The following is a 15,632-nucleotide window of genomic DNA, read 5'->3' as shown; positions in this document are numbered from 1 at the left end:
CTTCGGTGCCGCGACTTTTTACGGAAGTAGCTGAATTTAAAGGGATTACAGTTTTTTTAAAGGTCTGGCACAGCACTTGCCATATGCGATCAAGGCCTGCCGTCTGGCATGCCCTGAAAACAAATTCTCCCATTGCAGGGAGATAACGCGTTCGGTCTTGTGTTCCCCCGTCGGAGCACTCGCCCGTGAGGACAGAGCTGCCATGACCAAGCAACCCTTCTACAAAAGCCTGTACGTGCAGGTACTGATCGCCATCGCCATCGGTATCGCACTCGGCCACTTCTACCCCGACACCGCCAAACTGATGAAGCCGCTGGGCGATGGCTTCGTCAAACTGATCAAGATGGCCATCGCGCCGATCATCTTCTGCACCGTGGTCACTGGCATCGCCGGCATGCAGAGCATGAAGGCCGTGGGCAAGACGGGCGGCATGGCGCTGCTGTACTTCGAAATCGTTTCCACCGTTGCGCTGATCATCGGCCTGGTCGTGGTCAACGTTGTCCAGCCGGGCGCCGGCATGCACGCCGACGTCGCCACGCTGACCGCTGAAATGAACAAGAACGCGGCGCTCACCGGCTTCATCGCTTCGGGCGAGAAGCAGAGCACCATCGACTTCTTCATGAACGTCATCCCGAGCACCGTGGTCGGCGCCTTCGCCAACGGTGACATCCTGCAGGTACTGTTCTTCTCCGTGCTGTTCGGCTACGCGCTGCACCGCCTGGGTGACTACGGCAAGCCGGTGTTCGAGTTCATCGATCGCATCACCCACGTGATGTTCAACATCATCAACGTGATCATGAAGGTCGCTCCCATCGGCGCCTTCGGCGCCATGGCCTTCACCATCGGCGCGTACGGTCTCGGCTCGCTGGTGCAGCTGGGCCAGTTGATGCTGTGCTTCTACATCACCTGCCTGCTGTTCGTGCTGATCGTGCTGGGTGGTATCGCCCGCGCCCACGGCTTCAGCATCCTGCGCTTCATCTCCTACATCCGCGAAGAACTGCTGATCGTGCTGGGCACCTCGTCCTCCGAATCGGCCCTGCCGCGCATGATCGCCAAGATGGAGAAGCTGGGCGCCGACAAGAGCGTCGTCGGCCTGGTGATCCCGACCGGCTACTCGTTCAACCTGGACGGCACCTCGATCTACCTGACCATGGCCGCTGTGTTCATCGCTCAGGCCACCGACACTCCGATGGACATCACCCACCAGCTGACCCTGCTGGTGGTGCTGCTGATCGCCTCCAAGGGCGCTGCTGGTGTCACCGGTTCGGGCTTCATCGTGCTGGCTGCCACCCTGTCCGCCGTCGGCCACCTGCCGGTTGCCGGCCTGGCGCTGATCCTGGGTATCGACCGCTTCATGTCCGAGGCCCGCGCCCTGACCAACTTGGTTGGCAACGGCGTGGCCACCATCGTGGTCGCCAAGTGGTGCAAGCAGCTGGACGAGAAGACCCTGTCCGCCGAGCTGGCCGCTGGCCCGGGCAACTCTGCTGAGCTGCAGCCTTCCTGACGCGCTTTTCAACGAGCAATTCGGCCCGGTGAACGTGAAGCACCGGAGCCTTTCCAGCCCGCTCAATTGAGCGGGCTTTTTTATGGGCGGGTGCTTGGCATCGTCGCGTGTTTTTGTAGGAGCGAGCTTGCTCGCGAACGGTTTCCCGACGGCTCTGGAGCTGGGTGGGTTCGCGAGCAAGCTCGCTCCTACAGCTGTGCCTTGGCTGCGCGCAGAGGAGGCTGGGTTTTGCAGAAGAACCGTCGGCGCGCGTAGGAGCGAACTCTGTCCGCGATTGGCCGGGCGTCGGCGAGGAGGGTGTGCGTCAATGAGAAAAGCGCACGCAGCGGCATGCGCTGACGAAGCGGAAACGGCTCAGAGAATGATCTTGTCCTTGAGCTTCTCCGCCGCCTGCTGCAGCGCCTGGATGACCCGTTCCTTGTCGTAGTTCTGCACGTTGTTGGTGTCCAGGTACATGGAGAAGCCCGGCACCTCGTGCTCGACGAAGCTGGGGTTGGAGCCCAGGTCGCGGCGGAAGTCGACTACCTGGTAGATCTGCACCGGCTTGCTGAAGCCCTTCACGGCGATCTGCCCCTTGTCGCGGCACATCAAAACGTCCTTCACCAGCGAGTAGGTCTCGTGGCTGATGAGGATCTCGCCGGCCTCGGCGGCGCTTTCCAGGCGGCTGGCGAGGTTCACTTCGCGGCCGATGATGGTGTAGTCCATGCGCGTGTCGGCGCCGAAGTTGCCCACGGTGCAGTAGCCGGTGTTCAGGCCCATGCGCACTTCCAATGGCTTGGTGATGCCCTGGGCGCGCCACTGCTGGCGCATGACCTTCATGTGCTTGCGCATGGCGACCGCCATGGACACGGCGGCTACGGCGTCCTTCTTGGCGCCCTGGGTGGCCGGGTCGCCGAAGAACACCATCACGCAGTCGCCGACGAACTTGTCGATGGTGCCGCCGTACTTCAGGGCGATCTTCGACATCTCGTTGAGGTAGTTGTTGAGCATGTCGGTGAGGGCTTCGGCTTCCAGCTCCTCGGACAGCTCGGTGAAGCCCTTGATGTCGGAGAAGAACACCGTGAGCTTCTTGCGCTGGGTTTCCAGGCGCACTGTGCGCTTGCCGCTGAAGATCGATTCCCACACCTGCGGCGACAGGTACTTGGCCAGGTTGCTGGCCAGGCGCGCGGCCTTTTCCTGCTCCAGGGTGATGTCCGAGCGGGCCTGGGCCAGGCGCAGGCCCTGCTGGTGCACGAAGAAGGCGGTGATGCAGATGTACAGGGTGGAGAACAGCACGCTGACCAGGGCGACGATGGTCGGCGTCTGGCCCTTGTAGGCCGGGGCGATCAACGCGGCGCTGAGCACCGCGGCGCTCAGCGCCACCAGTAGCGCCAGGCCCAGGGAGCGCAGGCCGCCGATGATCAGTGCGGAGAACGCGAGGATCAGCACCAGCATCAGGCTGGGCACTTCGGAGAAGCCCAGCAGCGTGGTGGCGATGCCGGCGTGCAGGGCGTCGATGAACAGCAGCACCAGGCGGGTGCGTTGCGGGTTGTCGCGCTTGAAGCGGCGGCTGATCTGCTGGGCCAGGTGCGGGTAGAGCAGGGCGTACGGAATCATCCAGAGGATGTCGTAGCCGAAGTACTTGGCGAAGGTGCCGGCAGTGATGGTCGCGGCGACGGCAATATAAGCCAGCACGCGGGAATGGTATTCGCGCAGAGGGGCGGGGGTGAGCGGACTGCTGGGGCGCTCGAGAACGTTAGGCTTCATGCGCAAGAAACTTCCCTGGTGCGCGTAGGCTCGTGGCCATTTGCGCGTCTGATTTTGGGAGGAATCTTATTCCATGCGCAGCCCCCGGGCCAGCGGCGGTTCGCCACTCTTCGTCGCGGACCGCCGGTCGCCTCGGGACCGTCAGGCCATGGTGCCGTCGGGCTTCTGGTAGATCGAGCGGCGGGGCTGGGCGAAGACCCGGCGCAGCATGGGTTCGAAGAACTCCAGGGGCAGCACTTCACCGTCCGGATCGAAGGCGGCGGCGTCGTAGCGTGCGCAGAATTCGATGGTCTGCTCGAACTGCGGGTGGTCCTTGAACTGCTCGCGCAGGTGCCGGTCCAGGCCCAGGTGATGGAAGAAGTAGTAGCCCTGGAAGATCGCGTGCTTCTCGATCATCCACAGGTTCTCCTCGCTGACGAACGGCTTGAGGATGGCCGCGGCGATGTCGGCGTGGTTGAACGAGCCGAGGGTGTCGCCGATGTCGTGGAGCAGGGCGCAGACCACATATTCCTCGTCACGGCCGTCGCGGTGAGCCAGGGTGGCGGTCTGCAGCGAGTGGGTCAGGCGGTCCACCGGGAAGCCGCCGAAGTCGCCGTCGAGCAGGCGCAGGTGGGTCATGATCCGGTCGGGCAGAAGCGCGGCGTACTGGCCGAAGTCCTTGGCGATGATCGCCCAGTCCTCGGCGCTGCCGTCTTCCATGTGGGTGAAGTTGGCGCGTGCGTTCATCGGGCTGTCCTCTTGTGATTGTTGGAGGGGGACTGCACCAGTCTAGAAGCGCAGGGCGTGGGCGGTAGTGTCCGTGCAGCGCCAGCGGGGTGTCCCGGCGCGCGCGAATGGCGCGGCATCAGCCGCGCCGATGGCGGCCGATGTTCCGGGCGCGCTCAGGGGTTTTCCGGGTCGTGCCCCAGCGATTGCAGGAACAGCGAGAACAGCTCCGGCTGCGAGCTGATGTCGAGTTTGTTGTACAGATGGCGGCGGTGGACCTTGATGGTTTCCGGCGAGATCGCCAGGCGCTCGGCCATGGCCTTGGAGGAGTAACCCCGCAGGATCAGCCGGGCGATCTCCAGCTCGCGCTCGGACAGCACGCCGGCGCCGAATTGACTCAGGGCGTCGCGCACCTGCACCGCCACGCCATCGCTGGTACCTGGCAGCAGGCGCTGGCTGCGTTGCTGCCAATGCTGCTGCATCAGCGCCAGCACCCAGGGGCAGAGCATCGCCAGCAGGCCGGTCTGCTCGCCATCGAACAGCCGGCGCATGCCCAGTGACAGCGACAGCGCACCCTGGCCGGGCAACTGGAGAATGAACTGCACCTCGTCCTCCAGCACGTTGTCGTGGAAGTAGCTGAGGTAGTACTCGCTCTGGCGGAACTGGTCCGGGGATATTTCCTCCAGCCGGTAAAGCCCGCTGGGCACGCCCTCGCGGCAGGCCTGGTAGAACGGATCGAGCTGGAACAGTCCGTCGAGGTAGATGGCCATCGCCGCCGGGCCCGCGGTGGGCTCGGCATCGTATTCCTCCAGCGCCACCGGAGTGCCGCTGGCTGGGTAAAACATCGCCAGGGCGTTATCGAAGGGCAGCCACTGGTGCAGTAGCAGGACCAGTTGCTTCCAGAAGCGCGGCTGGCCGATCTGCTCGATGGCGCGGCCGAGGTTGGCGTGCATGCCGACTTCTCGGAACAGGGTGTGCATCGGCGGGATATCTCCGAAACGGTGCGGCGAGGATAGGGCCCACGGTTTCCTCCTTTTACCTGGGCTCCGTCAAGAGGGCGTAACCCCAAATGGTGATTGGCCGCCCCTCTCGCCATGCCCAGACTGCACCCCACGCAGCACCCCGCACAGAGGGCGTGACAAGGTCTTCGTTCCTGCCTCAGCCACCAATAACAACACGAGGAAACAACGATATGAGCGCTTCCCCTGCGCCAGCGAGCGCGCTCAAGCCCAGCCTGGGCGTGCTCGACGTAGTCGCCATCACCGTCTCGGCGGTTACCCCCGCCAGTTCCGTCTTTGTCATCGCTCCGTTCGCCATCCAGCAGGCCGGCAGTGGCGCCTTCCTGGCCTTCGTCTTCGCCGGTTTCCTGGCCCTGATGTTCGCCTGGTGCTACGCCGAACTCGGCCGCGCGCACAGCTCCGCCGGCGGCGAGTACGTCTACGCCAAGCGCGTGTTCGGCGGCCTCGCCGGTTACGCCACCTTCCTTACGGTGCTGGTCTCGTTGCTGTTCATCCCGCCGGTACTGGCGACGGGGGCGGCGACCTACCTCAACAACGCCCTGGGGACGAACTTCGATACCCAGACCGTCGCCCTGGTGATAGTCGCCGCCAGCTACGTGCTGGGCATCCTCAATATCCGCGTGAACGCCTGGATCACCGGCGTGTTCCTGCTCTGTGAAGTGGCGGCGCTGCTGGTGATCGTGGTGCTCGGCTTCGGCCATGTCAGCCAGCCGATGAGCGTACTGGTGCAGCCACAGCACATCGACGGCGGGATACTGGCCGCCGCGCCCTGGGCGCTGGTGATCGGCGCCGTGGGCACTGCGCTGTTCTCCTACAACGGTTTCGGCGGTGCGGTGCTGCTGGCCGAGGACATGAAGTGCGGCGGGCGCAACGTGCACCGCGCGGTGATCTGGTCGCTGGTGCTGGTGGTGGCGATCGAGATCGTCCCGCTGACCGCACTGCTGCTGGGCGCGCCTTCGCTGCAGGACATGATCGCCAGCCCCGATCCGGTCGGCTACCTGCTCACCGCCCACGGCAACGCGACGCTGTCGCGGCTGGTCAGCGCCGGCATCTTCCTCTCGGTATTCAACGCCATCGTCGCCATCGTCATCCAGGTCGGCCGGGTGATTTTCAGCAGCGGCCGCGACGAGCTGTGGACGCCGCTGATGAACCGCGCCTTCACCCGCATCCACCCGCGCTGGGAGTCGCCATGGATCGCCACGTTGTTCCTCGGCGTGCCTTCGGCGGCGCTGAGCTTCAGCTCGAACCTGGCGGACCTGACTTCCTTCACCGTGCTGCTGCTGGTGATGGTCTACCTGGTGGTGGCGCTCTGCGCGCTGTTCAGCCGTGTGCTGCGCCGCGACCGCGAGCACCCGTACCGCATGCCGCTGTGGCCGTTGCCGGCGATGCTGGCGGTGGTCGGCGCCGGCTATCTGTTGCTCAACCTGCTACTGGACGCCTCTTCGCGGGACGTCATGATCATTGTCGGGATACTGGCCGTGTCGGTGATTCTCTACAGCACCTACGGCAAGCTCAGCCCGGCCTTTCAGAAGCTCTGAGCCTGCCCAATGTCTGCCTACGCTTGTCCATGCTGCGTTAGAAGCAGGCTCAAAATGCTCATTTACCATTCGTAAACTGCGCTTTTTTGCCTGCTTTTGCCTTGCCTGAACTGCGCTCGGCGAGACCTTGAACAGGCCCGTTTATAAGGAGACAGCATGCGCGCTCGTCAACTCGGCATCACCCTCGGCCTGGGCACGCCCGGCGAGTTCAACGCCATCACCGATGTGCCCGGCATCCGCGTCGGCCATAGCACCCTGATCGGGGAGCGCGAAGGCCGCGCCGTACGCACCGGGGTCACGGTGGTCCAGCCGCGCGAGGGGGCCGCGCGCCGGCAACCCTGCTTCGCCGGCTGCCATGTGCTCAACGGCAACGGCGACGCTACGGGGCTGGAGTGGATTCGCGAGGCGGGGCTGCTGACCACCCCCATCGCCATCACCAACACCCACAGCGTGGGGGCGGTGCGCGATGCGCTGATCGCCGCCGAGCATGCCGAGTTGGCGGACCCTTCCATCTACTGGTGCATGCCAGTGGTGATGGAAACCTACGACGGCCTGCTCAACGACATCTGGGGCCAGCACGTCGGCGCCGAACAGGTGCGCGAGGCGTTGGCCGCGGCCGAGGCCGGCCCGGTACGGGAAGGTCCGGTGGGGGGCGGCACAGGGATGATCTGCCATGAGTTCAAGGGCGGCATCGGCACCTCCTCGCGCAAGCTGCCAGCGGAGCAGGGCGGCTGGACGGTGGGTGCGCTGGTGCAGGCCAACCATGGGCAGCGCCGCGAGTTGCGGGTGGATGGCTATCCGGTCGGCCGCCACCTGGGCGACCCGCCGTCGCCCTTCGCTGAGCAGGGCACGCCCGGCATGGGCTCGATCGTGGTGATCCTCGCCACCGATGCGCCGCTGCTGCCGCACCAGTGTCAGCGCCTGGCGCAACGCGCTTCGCTGGGGATCGCCCGTACGGGGGGCGGCACCGATGACTCCAGCGGCGACATCTTCCTTGCCTTCGCCACCGGCAACCGCGACCTGCCGCCGGCGGATTACGGGCGCAAGAACCTGCCCTTCGCCACGCCGTTGGAAATGGTCAACAACGACCATATCTCGCCGTTGTTCGCAGCCGCCGCCGAGGCGGTGGAGGAGGCCATCGTCAACGTGCTGCTGGCCGGGAAGGACATGCGCACCGACGACGGTGTGTTGGTGCCGGCGCTGAGTGGGGAGCGGTTGCTGGCGGCTCTGCGCGAGGTGGGCTGGAAGGGGGAGCGCTAACCAGCGGTGCTCGGTGGCTGGGTATCCCCTGTAGGAGCGAGCTTTCTCGCGAACGGATTTTCCGGCGGCTCAGGAAGTGGGCGGGTTCGCGAGCAAGTTCGCTCCTACAAGTTGATGCCGTGCCATGAAAAAAGCCGGAGCTGCTGGGCAGCTCCGGCTTCTTCGTTTGTGTAGGAGCGGACTTTGTCCGCGATAGGTCCGCATTGCGCCGGATCCCATAGGGACGAGTTCGCTCCTACGCCATGCTCACCATCGGCGGCATGATCCCCAATCAGTTCGGGGTGTAGATCTGGTCGAACACGCCACCGTCGGCGAAGTGGGTCTTCTGCACGGTGCGCCAGTCGCCGAAGGTCTTCACCACGGAGAAGAAGTCCACCTTCGGGAAACGGTCGGAGAACTTGGCCAGCACTTCCGGGTTGCGCGGGCGCAGGTAGTTGTTGGCGGCGATGGTCTGGCCTTCGTCGGACCACAGGTACTTCAGGTAGGCCTCGGCTTCAGCGCGGGTGCCTTTCTTGTCGACAACCTTGTCGACCACTGCCACCGGCGGCTCGGCTTCGGCGGAGACGCTCGGGTACACCACTTCGAAGCCGCCACGGCCGAACTCGCGAGCGATCATCTCGGCTTCGTTCTCAAAGGTCACCAGCACGTCGCCGATCTGGTTCTGCATGAAGGTGGTGGTCGCCGCGCGGCCGCCGGTATCCAGCACCGGAACGTTCTTGAACAGCTGGGCGACGAATTCCTTGGCCTTGGCTTCATCGGCGCCATGCTTCTGCGCGTAGCCCCAGGCGGAGAGGTAGGTGTAGCGGCCGTTGCCCGAGGTCTTCGGGTTCGGCACCACGACCTGCACGCCCGGTTTCACCAGGTCGTTCCAGTCCTTCAGGCCCTTGGGGTTGCCCTTGCGCACGATGAACACGGTGGCGGAGGTGAACGGCGCGCTGTTGTTCGGCAGGCGGGTGGCCCAGTCCTTCGGCACCAGGCCGCCATTGTCAGCCAGGGCATCGATGTCGGTGGCCTGGTTCATGGTGATGACGTCGGCCGGCAGGCCATCGATCACCGCACGGGCCTGTTTGCTGGAACCGCCATGGGACATCTGGATGGTGATCTTCTCGCCTTTCTCGGCCTGCCAGTGTTTCTGAAAGGCGGCGTTGTAGTCCTTGTAGAAGTCGCGCATCACGTCGTAGGAGACGTTGAGCAGGGGCTGGGCGGCCTGGGCGGCGGAGGCCAGGGCGAGGCCGGCGGCCAGCAGCGAGGCGCTGAACAGACGTTTCACGAGCAGTTCCTTTTGGCAGTGTTGTTGGGTGTCGATTATGCCGACAGGTTATATGCCACTTAAATACTTAAAGGCTATTTGCTTATGCGGGGAGCAGGGCTCGCAACCCCCTGGCGATCCCCTCCCGCACGCTGCTTTCAATTCTGTCGCCGGGTTTCATGAACCTGCGCAATGGCGATTGCCCGGCAGCCTAGCAGGCTTGCCGGGCAATGACTGCCCCTGCGGCCTCAGTCCAGTCCGCTGACTTCCAGCTCCTTCGGATACTCGACACTGAACTTGAAGGTCGTGCTGCGTTTCTCGCCCGGCTTCAGCTGCCAGTCCCACAGCAGCTTGCCGTCGTCCTCGCGGGCGACGGACTGGCCTTCGGGCTCCAGCAGCGTCACCTTGATCTGCTCATTGCGCGAGATCGGCAACTGGTCCTTGAACTGCAAGCGCTGCTCGGTCTTGTGGTTGTTCTGGGCGTCGATGCGGAACTCGTAGGTGACGCGCTTGCGGCCGCCGGTGAGGCCGGTGTAGTCGGTGAAGCGATTGACCAGCTTGCGCTTGATCGACATGGCCTCGTCGCCGCCCAGGGCCAGCTCGAAGGTCTCGCCCGGCATCACCGCGCGCAACTGGCCGCTGGCGACGAAGGTGTTGCCCAGGTAGGTGTTGAGGGTGCCGGGCAGCAGCGGATAGTCGCTGGCATTGCGGGTGTCGGCCTGCAGGTAGGCGGCTTCACGCAGCGACGGTGTGGCCAGGTAGCGGAAGGTTGCCGGCAGCTTGAACTGGGCGATGGCGACCTTCTGCGAGCTGCCGTCGCTGTTCAGCGTGGCGCGGGTCGGGATATGGAAGGAAGCGCTGGTGGTGGCACCGCTGACTTCAGCGACGGCGACGGGCATCTCTTCCAGCGAGCCGGCCACGGCCATTTCGTCGGCGGCGAAGCGCTGGGCCTTCTTCGCCTCCAGCGCCATCATCGGTGCAGCTGGCGCCGGGGCGGGTCTGGCGGCCATCACCGTGCGCGGGTCGAAGGTGTCGACGAACCACGGCGAGAGCGCCGGCACGTTGCTGCCCAGGTTGGGGCGGGCGGTGGACAGGGTGAGGTCGACGTCGGTCCAGTCCTCGCCGCTGCTCTGCCGGACGATGCCCTGGTAGGTCATCTCGATCTTGTCCTCGCCGTCGCGCAGGCGGGCGTCATAGGCCGGGCGCCAGGAGGCGTCGTACAGTGTGTAGCTGAGCTGCAACTGGACTTGTGCCGGCTTCTCCAGCGCCACGCGAAGGATCGCGCGCTTGTAGTGGGTGCCGTCCCCGGCCAGATGGCTGCGCTGGCTCTCCAGCTCCTGCTTGCGCTGTTGCAGTTCCTCGCTCTGCTGGTCGAGCTTGCGCTGTTCGTCGAGGATGCGCCCAAGGTTGCCCTCGCTCATCTGCAGCAGGTTCTTCAGTTCATCAATGCTTGGCAGTGTCTGGTTCTTGCCCGGCTTGGTGCTGCTGGCCTGGATGTCGGCGAGGAACTGTTTCTGGTTTTCCAGCACGCTGCCACGGTCGCTGATCTCGCGCTCCTGTCGCTCGAGGTCGCGCAACTGCGTGTCCAGCTGTTGCAGGCGATTGTCCTCGGAGGGCGGCGAGACCTGCGGCGCGCTGCTGACGTCGAGCAGGGTCGCGGCGGCGCTGGCGCTGAGCGAGGCCTGCAGGCTGTTGTCGTCGATGCGCAGGGGCAACTGTTCCAGGGCGATCTCGTGTTGCCCAGCCGGCAGTTGAAGGGTGGCGGTGCGGGTGACGATGGCGCGGTCGGTGTAGACCGTGACCGCGCTGATGCGGCTGTCGGCCACCTGCGGCGCGGCCAGCAGCGAGGTGCTGGCCAGTGCGCCGGCCATGGCGAGAATCAGTGGGTGGAGTCGAAAGGGCATGTGCTCACCTCGGGGCCTGGTAGGCGACCGACACTGCGGAACGCCACCATGGCGTCCGTCCATGCCGCTTGTGACGAAGGGGGCGAGAAAATCGGGTTGAACGCGGCTGAAGTCAGATGGCCATGGGCGACGAACGGTTATCCGCGGTTCAGCTTTGAGCGTTGTCTGCCCGTGGGAACAGTGGGTTGCCGCAGCGCGAACAGAACGCCGCTCCGGCCTCGTGGCTGGCCTTGGCGCAGGCGGGGCAGGGCTTTGCCAAGCCCGGCGCGGGCTCCTGGCGCATCGCGTTGTGCAGTTCGGCGCTGAAGATGCCGGTGGGCACCGCAATGATCGAGTAGCCGGTGAGCATCACCAGGCTGGCGATCGCCTGGCCCAGCGGCGTCTTCGGAGTGATATCGCCGAAGCCCACGGTGGTCAGCGTGACGATGGCCCAGTAGATGCCGCGGGGGATGCTGGTGAAACCGTGTTCGGGGCCTTCGACCACGTACATCAGCGAGCCGAACACCGTCACCAGGCTCATCACCGAGACGAAGAACACGGTGATCTTCTGCCGGCTGCCGCGCAGGGCGGTGAGCAGGAAGTCGGCCTGGCGCAGGTACTGGCGCAGCTTGAGGATGCGGAAGATGCGCAGCACCCGCACGATGCGGATCACCAGCAGGTACTGGGCGTTGGGGTAGAAGATGGCGATCACCCCCGGCAGCACCGCCAGCAGGTCCACCAGTCCGTAGAAGCTCAGGGCGTAGCGCAGGGGCTTGGGCGAGCAGTACAGGCGCAGCAGGTACTCGATCAGGAACAGGCCGTTGATTACCCACTCGATGTCGCTGAGCAGGCCGCCGTAGGCGTTGCTGATCTCGTCCACGCTGTCGAGGATCACCACCAGCAGGCTGGCGAGGATGACGATCAGCAGCGCGCTGTCGAAGCGCCGGCCGGCGACCGTGTCGGACTGGAAGATGATGACGTAGAGGCGCTGGCGCCAGCTTTGGGGATCGGCCATGGAGGAATCCGCGGTACGGGTTCAGTCACCTTAGCCGAGATGCGGCAGGGCGGCCGGTGCCGCCCCGCCGGGAGGATCAGGCGCGCTCTGTCGCCTGCTGCTCGTCCACGTCACCTTCGGCGATGCACGCCGCCGCGGTGAACAGCACGTCGGTGGAGGAGTTCAGCGCGGTCTCCGCCGAGTCCTGGAGGATGCCGATGATGAAACCGACCGCCACGACCTGCATCGCCACTTCGCTGGAAATACCGAACAGGCCGCAGGCCAGCGGGATCAGCAACAGCGAGCCACCGGCCACGCCGGATGCGCCGCAGGCGCAGACCGAGGCGACCACGCTGAGCAGAATGGCGGTGGGCAGGTCGACGGCGATGCCCAGGGTGTGCACCGCTGCCAGGGTCAGCACGCTGATGGTGATCGCCGCGCCGGCCATGTTGATGGTAGCCCCCAGCGGGATCGATACCGAGTAGGTGTCCTCGTGCAGGCCCAGGCGTTCGCAGAGCTGCAGGTTGACCGGGATGTTGGCCGCCGAGCTGCGGGTGAAGAAGGCGGTGATGCCGCTTTCGCGCAGGCACATCAGTACCAGCGGGTACGGATTGCGGCGGATCTTGGCGAAGACGATCAGCGGGTTGACCACCAGTGCCACGAACAGCATGCAGCCCAGCAGCACGGCCAGCAGGTGCAGGTAGCCGAGCAGGGCGTCGAAGCCGGACTCGGCGATGGTGCCGGCCACCAGGCCGAAGATGCCCAGCGGGGCGAAGGCGATCACCACGCGGACGATCAGGGTCACGCCGCCTGCCAGGTCATCGAGCAGGTCGCGGGTGCTCTGGCGCGCATGGCGCAGGGCGATCCCCAGGCCGATGGCCCAGGCAAGGATGGCGATGAAGTCCGCCTCCAGCAGTGCCTTCACCGGGTTGGTGGTGACGCTGAACAGCAACGAGCGCAGGACTTCGCCGATGCCGCCGGGCGGTGCCAGCTCGCTGGTCGGAGCGCTCAATACCAGTGTGGAGGGGAAGGTGAAACTGGCGATCACGGCGATCACCGCTGCCGAGAAGGTGCCGATCAGGTAGAGCATCAGGATCGGCCGGATGTGCGTGCGCTGGCCTTGCTTGTGGTTGGCGATGGAGGCCATCACCAATACCAGGACGAGCACCGGGGCCACGGCCTTCAGGGCGGAGATGAACAGCTTGCCGAGCAGGCTGACCGCCGCTGCGCCTTGCGGCCAGAGCAGGGCCAGGGCGATGCCGCAGAGCATGCCGATGAATATCCGCAGGACCAGGCTGGTGCCTTTGAGTCGCTGCAGCAGGGTGGGAGTGGGGAGCGTCATGACGTCTTTCGCTGCTGGAAGTGGGATCGCCCCGGCGGCCGGGTACGAAAGGGCGCGGATTATGCCGTCTGATGCCGGGAAATGCGCGGTTACCCGTCGATTGATCGGTCAGGTTCTGCTTCGGCAGGTGTCAGGTTGCAGTCTGGACGGCCGCACGCGGACTGGCATTGATCCATGCCGGTCGCGGCGGGAATAGCGGGGATTCAGCCGAGGTCGGCAAAGGTTTCCGGGTCCAGGTCGATCGCCCCGACCCGCTGTACGGCGCCGCGCATGGTGACTTGGAAGTCATCGTCGACGCGAATATGCAGGTGGCCGCCGGCCAATTGCAGGTCGATGTGCTCGTCGCACAGGCCAAGCCGTCGTGCCACCGAGGCCGCCGCGCAGCTGCTGGTGCCGGACGACAAGGTGTAGCCGGCACCGCGCTCCCAGATTTCCACGCGCAGGGCGTCGCGGGACAACCATTGGACGAACTGCACGTTGGTGCGCCGGGGGAACAGCGGATGGTTTTCCAGCAGCGGACCGAGGCGGCAGGCCAGCTCGCGACTGGTGTGTTCGACGAACACCACGCAGTGCGGATTGCCCATGGAGACGGCGTTGATCTTCAGTGCTACGCCGTCGACTTCCAGGGGATAGCCCAGGGCCTCGGCGGTGTCGATCAGTACCGGAATCTTCGCGCAGGCGAATTCGGCGCGGCCCATGGACACCTCCACAGTGCGGCCCTCGTCGGATACCTGGCTGGTGACGATGCCGCCGGCGGTGACGATGTCGAACGGTCGCCCGGCAACCAGCCCGCAGTCCCACAGGTAGCGGGAGAAGATGCGCAGGCCGTTACCGCTTTTCTCCGCCTCGGAGCCGTCGGGATTGAGGATGCGCAGGCCAAAGGCGGCGTCGCTGTGGTTCGCCAGCAGGATGCCGTCGGAGCCGATGCCGTGGTGGCGGTCGCAGACGCGGTTGATCTGCACTGCCGTGAGGGCGAACGGCGCGTCGTCTGCGTAGACCAGGTAGTCGTTACCCAGGGCCTGGTATTTCACGAAGTTCATCGGTGCGATCCGTCGCCGCTAGAGGGCTCTCGACTATACACGCGGCCCGCTGTTTTCTCCCCGTGGAGCCTGCAGCAGCGCTTCCAGGGCGCGCTGGCCGAGGATCACCAGCCAGCAGGCCAGGATGAAGGGGGCGGTGAACGCGGGCAGCCCGACCAGCGCGAAGCAGGGTTGCAGCAGTACCGCCAGGAGGATGCCGCACAGCGGAGCCAGCGGGCTGCGGAAGCGCAGCGACAGGGCGATACCGGCCAGCGCACCATTCAACCCGAGCAGGCCAGCCTGGGCGGAGGAGGCGGGCAGGTCGAACAGCGGTGCGATGATCAGTGCACCAGCTGCGCCGATCAGTGCCCAGAGCGCCGCGCGGCGATCTGCCAGCAGCAGGCCGAGGGCGATGGTCAGGCCGGCGAGCGGTTCGCCAAGGAAGATCACTTCGCCGAAGCCCAGTGCGGTCGAATCCAGCAGCGGATTGGCCGCGCCACAGGACAGGCAGGCAAGGCTGTTGGCCGGCGCGAAACCGAGTGCCTTGCCCAGCGCCACCGACACCCAGCCCAGCAGCACGAAGGCCGAGGTGTACGCGGGCAGGCCGAAGCGCCGGTGCGACTGTCGCAGCAGCACGGCCTGCACCGCAACGCTGGTGAGGATGGCGGCGATGCTCAGCATCACCAGGCCCAGCGACCACTGGAACATGAAGGGCAGTAGCAGACCGATGAGGATCGGGTTGTAGTCGTGCAGGCCTGCGTCGATGTCTGCCTGCGGCTCGCGAACGAAACGTGCGGTGAGCGGGCCGAGCAGGGCGCCCAGCAGCGCGCCAGGCAGCAGTTGCGGAGCGGACCAGCCGATGGTCAGCAGCAGGATCAGGCCGAAGCGGGCGTCCGCCTGCAGGTAGATCTGGCCGAAGCCGATCAGCCGGGTGCGGAGCTGATGTTTCCAGGAGCGAGGATTCAGGTGCATGTGGGTACAGGGCAGGTTAAATGGGGCTCCGCAGCGCTTCGGTAGGTGTGGGGCATCGAGGCCCCATCGACGAGCAGTGCGTGAGCATTCTGTGACGCCGCCATACGGGGCCGCGCCACGGGGTTGGAAAAAGAAAAGAGGCTGCTGGCGGGATCACCGCCAACAGCCTCAAAGTTCCATGGCCAGCATTGGGAGTTGCTGCGTGGGGGCCATGGACCGACAAGCATTCGGTGCTGATCAAGGTCAAACCCGGACGGACGGGGACGCGGCCCCGTATTCCCGGCCCCGTCCGTCCGGGAGTGACTCGGTGCGGAGGCACGCGATATGGCGTGGCTCCTGAACTCAACTTCCCTCTCCCCCCGCCCTCTCCCGCAAGCGGTAGAGGGGGCTTGAGTGGCAGC

12 protein-coding genes are annotated in these 15,632 nt (G+C 65.4%); 3 read left to right on the top strand and 9 right to left on the bottom strand.

The window, feature by feature from the left end; all coding sequences use genetic code 11:
• Nucleotides 1-202 precede the first annotated feature (202 nt).
• Complete coding sequence (locus ACNFH5_RS22925; RefSeq protein WP_138526068.1) at nt 203-1,504, top strand: dicarboxylate/amino acid:cation symporter; 1,302 nt, start codon at nt 203-205, stop codon at nt 1,502-1,504.
• A gap of 354 nt (nt 1,505-1,858) precedes the next feature.
• Here the strand turns inward: ACNFH5_RS22925 and ACNFH5_RS22920 are convergent, their stop codons facing one another.
• The 3 genes from ACNFH5_RS22920 to ACNFH5_RS22910 form a co-directional block, all read right to left on the bottom strand.
• Nucleotides 1,859-3,250: an adenylate/guanylate cyclase domain-containing protein gene (locus ACNFH5_RS22920; RefSeq protein WP_416749962.1), complete on the bottom strand. Its 1,392-nt coding sequence runs from the start codon at nt 3,248-3,250 to the stop codon at nt 1,859-1,861.
• Between the two features lie 141 nt (nt 3,251-3,391).
• Complete coding sequence (locus ACNFH5_RS22915) at nt 3,392-3,976, bottom strand: HD domain-containing protein (RefSeq protein WP_236201195.1); 585 nt, start codon at nt 3,974-3,976, stop codon at nt 3,392-3,394.
• Between the two features lie 155 nt (nt 3,977-4,131).
• On the bottom strand, nt 4,132-4,935 hold the full coding sequence (locus ACNFH5_RS22910) for a helix-turn-helix transcriptional regulator (protein WP_416749960.1): 804 nt from the start codon (nt 4,933-4,935) through the stop codon (nt 4,132-4,134).
• A gap of 212 nt (nt 4,936-5,147) precedes the next feature.
• Between ACNFH5_RS22910 and ACNFH5_RS22905 the strand changes: the two genes are divergently transcribed.
• Together ACNFH5_RS22905 and ACNFH5_RS22900 are read left to right on the top strand one after the other, a co-directional pair.
• Nucleotides 5,148-6,512 carry an APC family permease gene (locus ACNFH5_RS22905; protein ID WP_416749958.1) on the top strand — a complete coding sequence of 455 codons (1,365 nt, stop codon included), beginning with the start codon at nt 5,148-5,150 and terminating at the stop codon, nt 6,510-6,512.
• Between the two features lie 156 nt (nt 6,513-6,668).
• Nucleotides 6,669-7,772 (top strand): P1 family peptidase, encoded by a 1,104-nt coding sequence (locus ACNFH5_RS22900; RefSeq protein ID WP_416749956.1) that lies wholly within the window; start codon nt 6,669-6,671, stop codon nt 7,770-7,772.
• A gap of 271 nt (nt 7,773-8,043) precedes the next feature.
• Here ACNFH5_RS22900 and ACNFH5_RS22895 read toward each other — a convergent pair whose 3' ends face one another.
• The 6 genes from ACNFH5_RS22895 to ACNFH5_RS22870 all read right to left on the bottom strand — a co-directional run bounded on the left by ACNFH5_RS22895 (nt 8,044) and on the right by ACNFH5_RS22870 (nt 15,231).
• Nucleotides 8,044-9,042, bottom strand: coding sequence for a sulfate ABC transporter substrate-binding protein (locus ACNFH5_RS22895; RefSeq protein ID WP_401086974.1), 999 nt, complete (start codon nt 9,040-9,042; stop codon nt 8,044-8,046).
• A 227-nt stretch (nt 9,043-9,269) separates the two neighbouring features.
• Nucleotides 9,270-10,925 carry a mucoidy inhibitor MuiA family protein gene (locus ACNFH5_RS22890; protein ID WP_416749955.1) on the bottom strand — a complete coding sequence of 552 codons (1,656 nt, stop codon included), beginning with the start codon at nt 10,923-10,925 and terminating at the stop codon, nt 9,270-9,272.
• A 148-nt stretch (nt 10,926-11,073) separates the two neighbouring features.
• On the bottom strand, nt 11,074-11,919 hold the full coding sequence (locus tag ACNFH5_RS22885; protein ID WP_416749954.1) for an ion transporter: 846 nt from the start codon (nt 11,917-11,919) through the stop codon (nt 11,074-11,076).
• 76 nt (nt 11,920-11,995) lie between these two features.
• Complete coding sequence (gene sstT, locus ACNFH5_RS22880; RefSeq protein ID WP_416749952.1) at nt 11,996-13,240, bottom strand: serine/threonine transporter SstT; 1,245 nt, start codon at nt 13,238-13,240, stop codon at nt 11,996-11,998.
• 203 nt (nt 13,241-13,443) lie between these two features.
• A complete protein-coding gene (gene dapF / locus ACNFH5_RS22875) occupies nt 13,444-14,280 on the bottom strand; it encodes a diaminopimelate epimerase (RefSeq protein WP_416749951.1) in 837 nt (278 codons plus the stop codon).
• Nucleotides 14,281-14,313: 33 nt separating this feature from the next.
• On the bottom strand, nt 14,314-15,231 hold the full coding sequence (locus ACNFH5_RS22870; RefSeq protein ID WP_416749949.1) for an urea transporter: 918 nt from the start codon (nt 15,229-15,231) through the stop codon (nt 14,314-14,316).
• Nucleotides 15,232-15,632: the final 401 nt, after the last annotated feature.

This window comes from Pseudomonas sp. NY15435, from assembly GCF_048068295.1.
In the GTDB taxonomy this organism is placed as follows: Bacteria; Pseudomonadota; Gammaproteobacteria; order Pseudomonadales; family Pseudomonadaceae; genus Pseudomonas.
This window is presented reverse-complemented; position numbering and strand designations above follow the sequence as displayed.

Excerpts from the sequence above, each read along its gene's own strand:
- ACNFH5_RS22925 (WP_138526068.1), top strand. The coding sequence starts at position 203 with ATGACCAAGCAACCCTTCTACAAAAGCCTGTACGTGCAGGTACTGATC.
- sstT (WP_416749952.1), bottom strand. The coding sequence starts at position 13,240 with ATGACGCTCCCCACTCCCACCCTGCTGCAGCGACTCAAAGGCACCAGC.
- ACNFH5_RS22910 (WP_416749960.1), bottom strand. The coding sequence starts at position 4,935 with ATGCACACCCTGTTCCGAGAAGTCGGCATGCACGCCAACCTCGGCCGC.
- ACNFH5_RS22885 (WP_416749954.1), bottom strand. The coding sequence starts at position 11,919 with ATGGCCGATCCCCAAAGCTGGCGCCAGCGCCTCTACGTCATCATCTTC.
- ACNFH5_RS22905 (WP_416749958.1), top strand. The coding sequence starts at position 5,148 with ATGAGCGCTTCCCCTGCGCCAGCGAGCGCGCTCAAGCCCAGCCTGGGC.
- ACNFH5_RS22915 (WP_236201195.1), bottom strand. The coding sequence starts at position 3,976 with ATGAACGCACGCGCCAACTTCACCCACATGGAAGACGGCAGCGCCGAG.
- ACNFH5_RS22870 (WP_416749949.1), bottom strand. The coding sequence starts at position 15,231 with ATGCACCTGAATCCTCGCTCCTGGAAACATCAGCTCCGCACCCGGCTG.
- ACNFH5_RS22900 (WP_416749956.1), top strand. The coding sequence starts at position 6,669 with ATGCGCGCTCGTCAACTCGGCATCACCCTCGGCCTGGGCACGCCCGGC.
- dapF (WP_416749951.1), bottom strand. The coding sequence starts at position 14,280 with ATGAACTTCGTGAAATACCAGGCCCTGGGTAACGACTACCTGGTCTAC.
- ACNFH5_RS22890 (WP_416749955.1), bottom strand. The coding sequence starts at position 10,925 with ATGCCCTTTCGACTCCACCCACTGATTCTCGCCATGGCCGGCGCACTG.
- ACNFH5_RS22920 (WP_416749962.1), bottom strand. The coding sequence starts at position 3,250 with ATGAAGCCTAACGTTCTCGAGCGCCCCAGCAGTCCGCTCACCCCCGCC.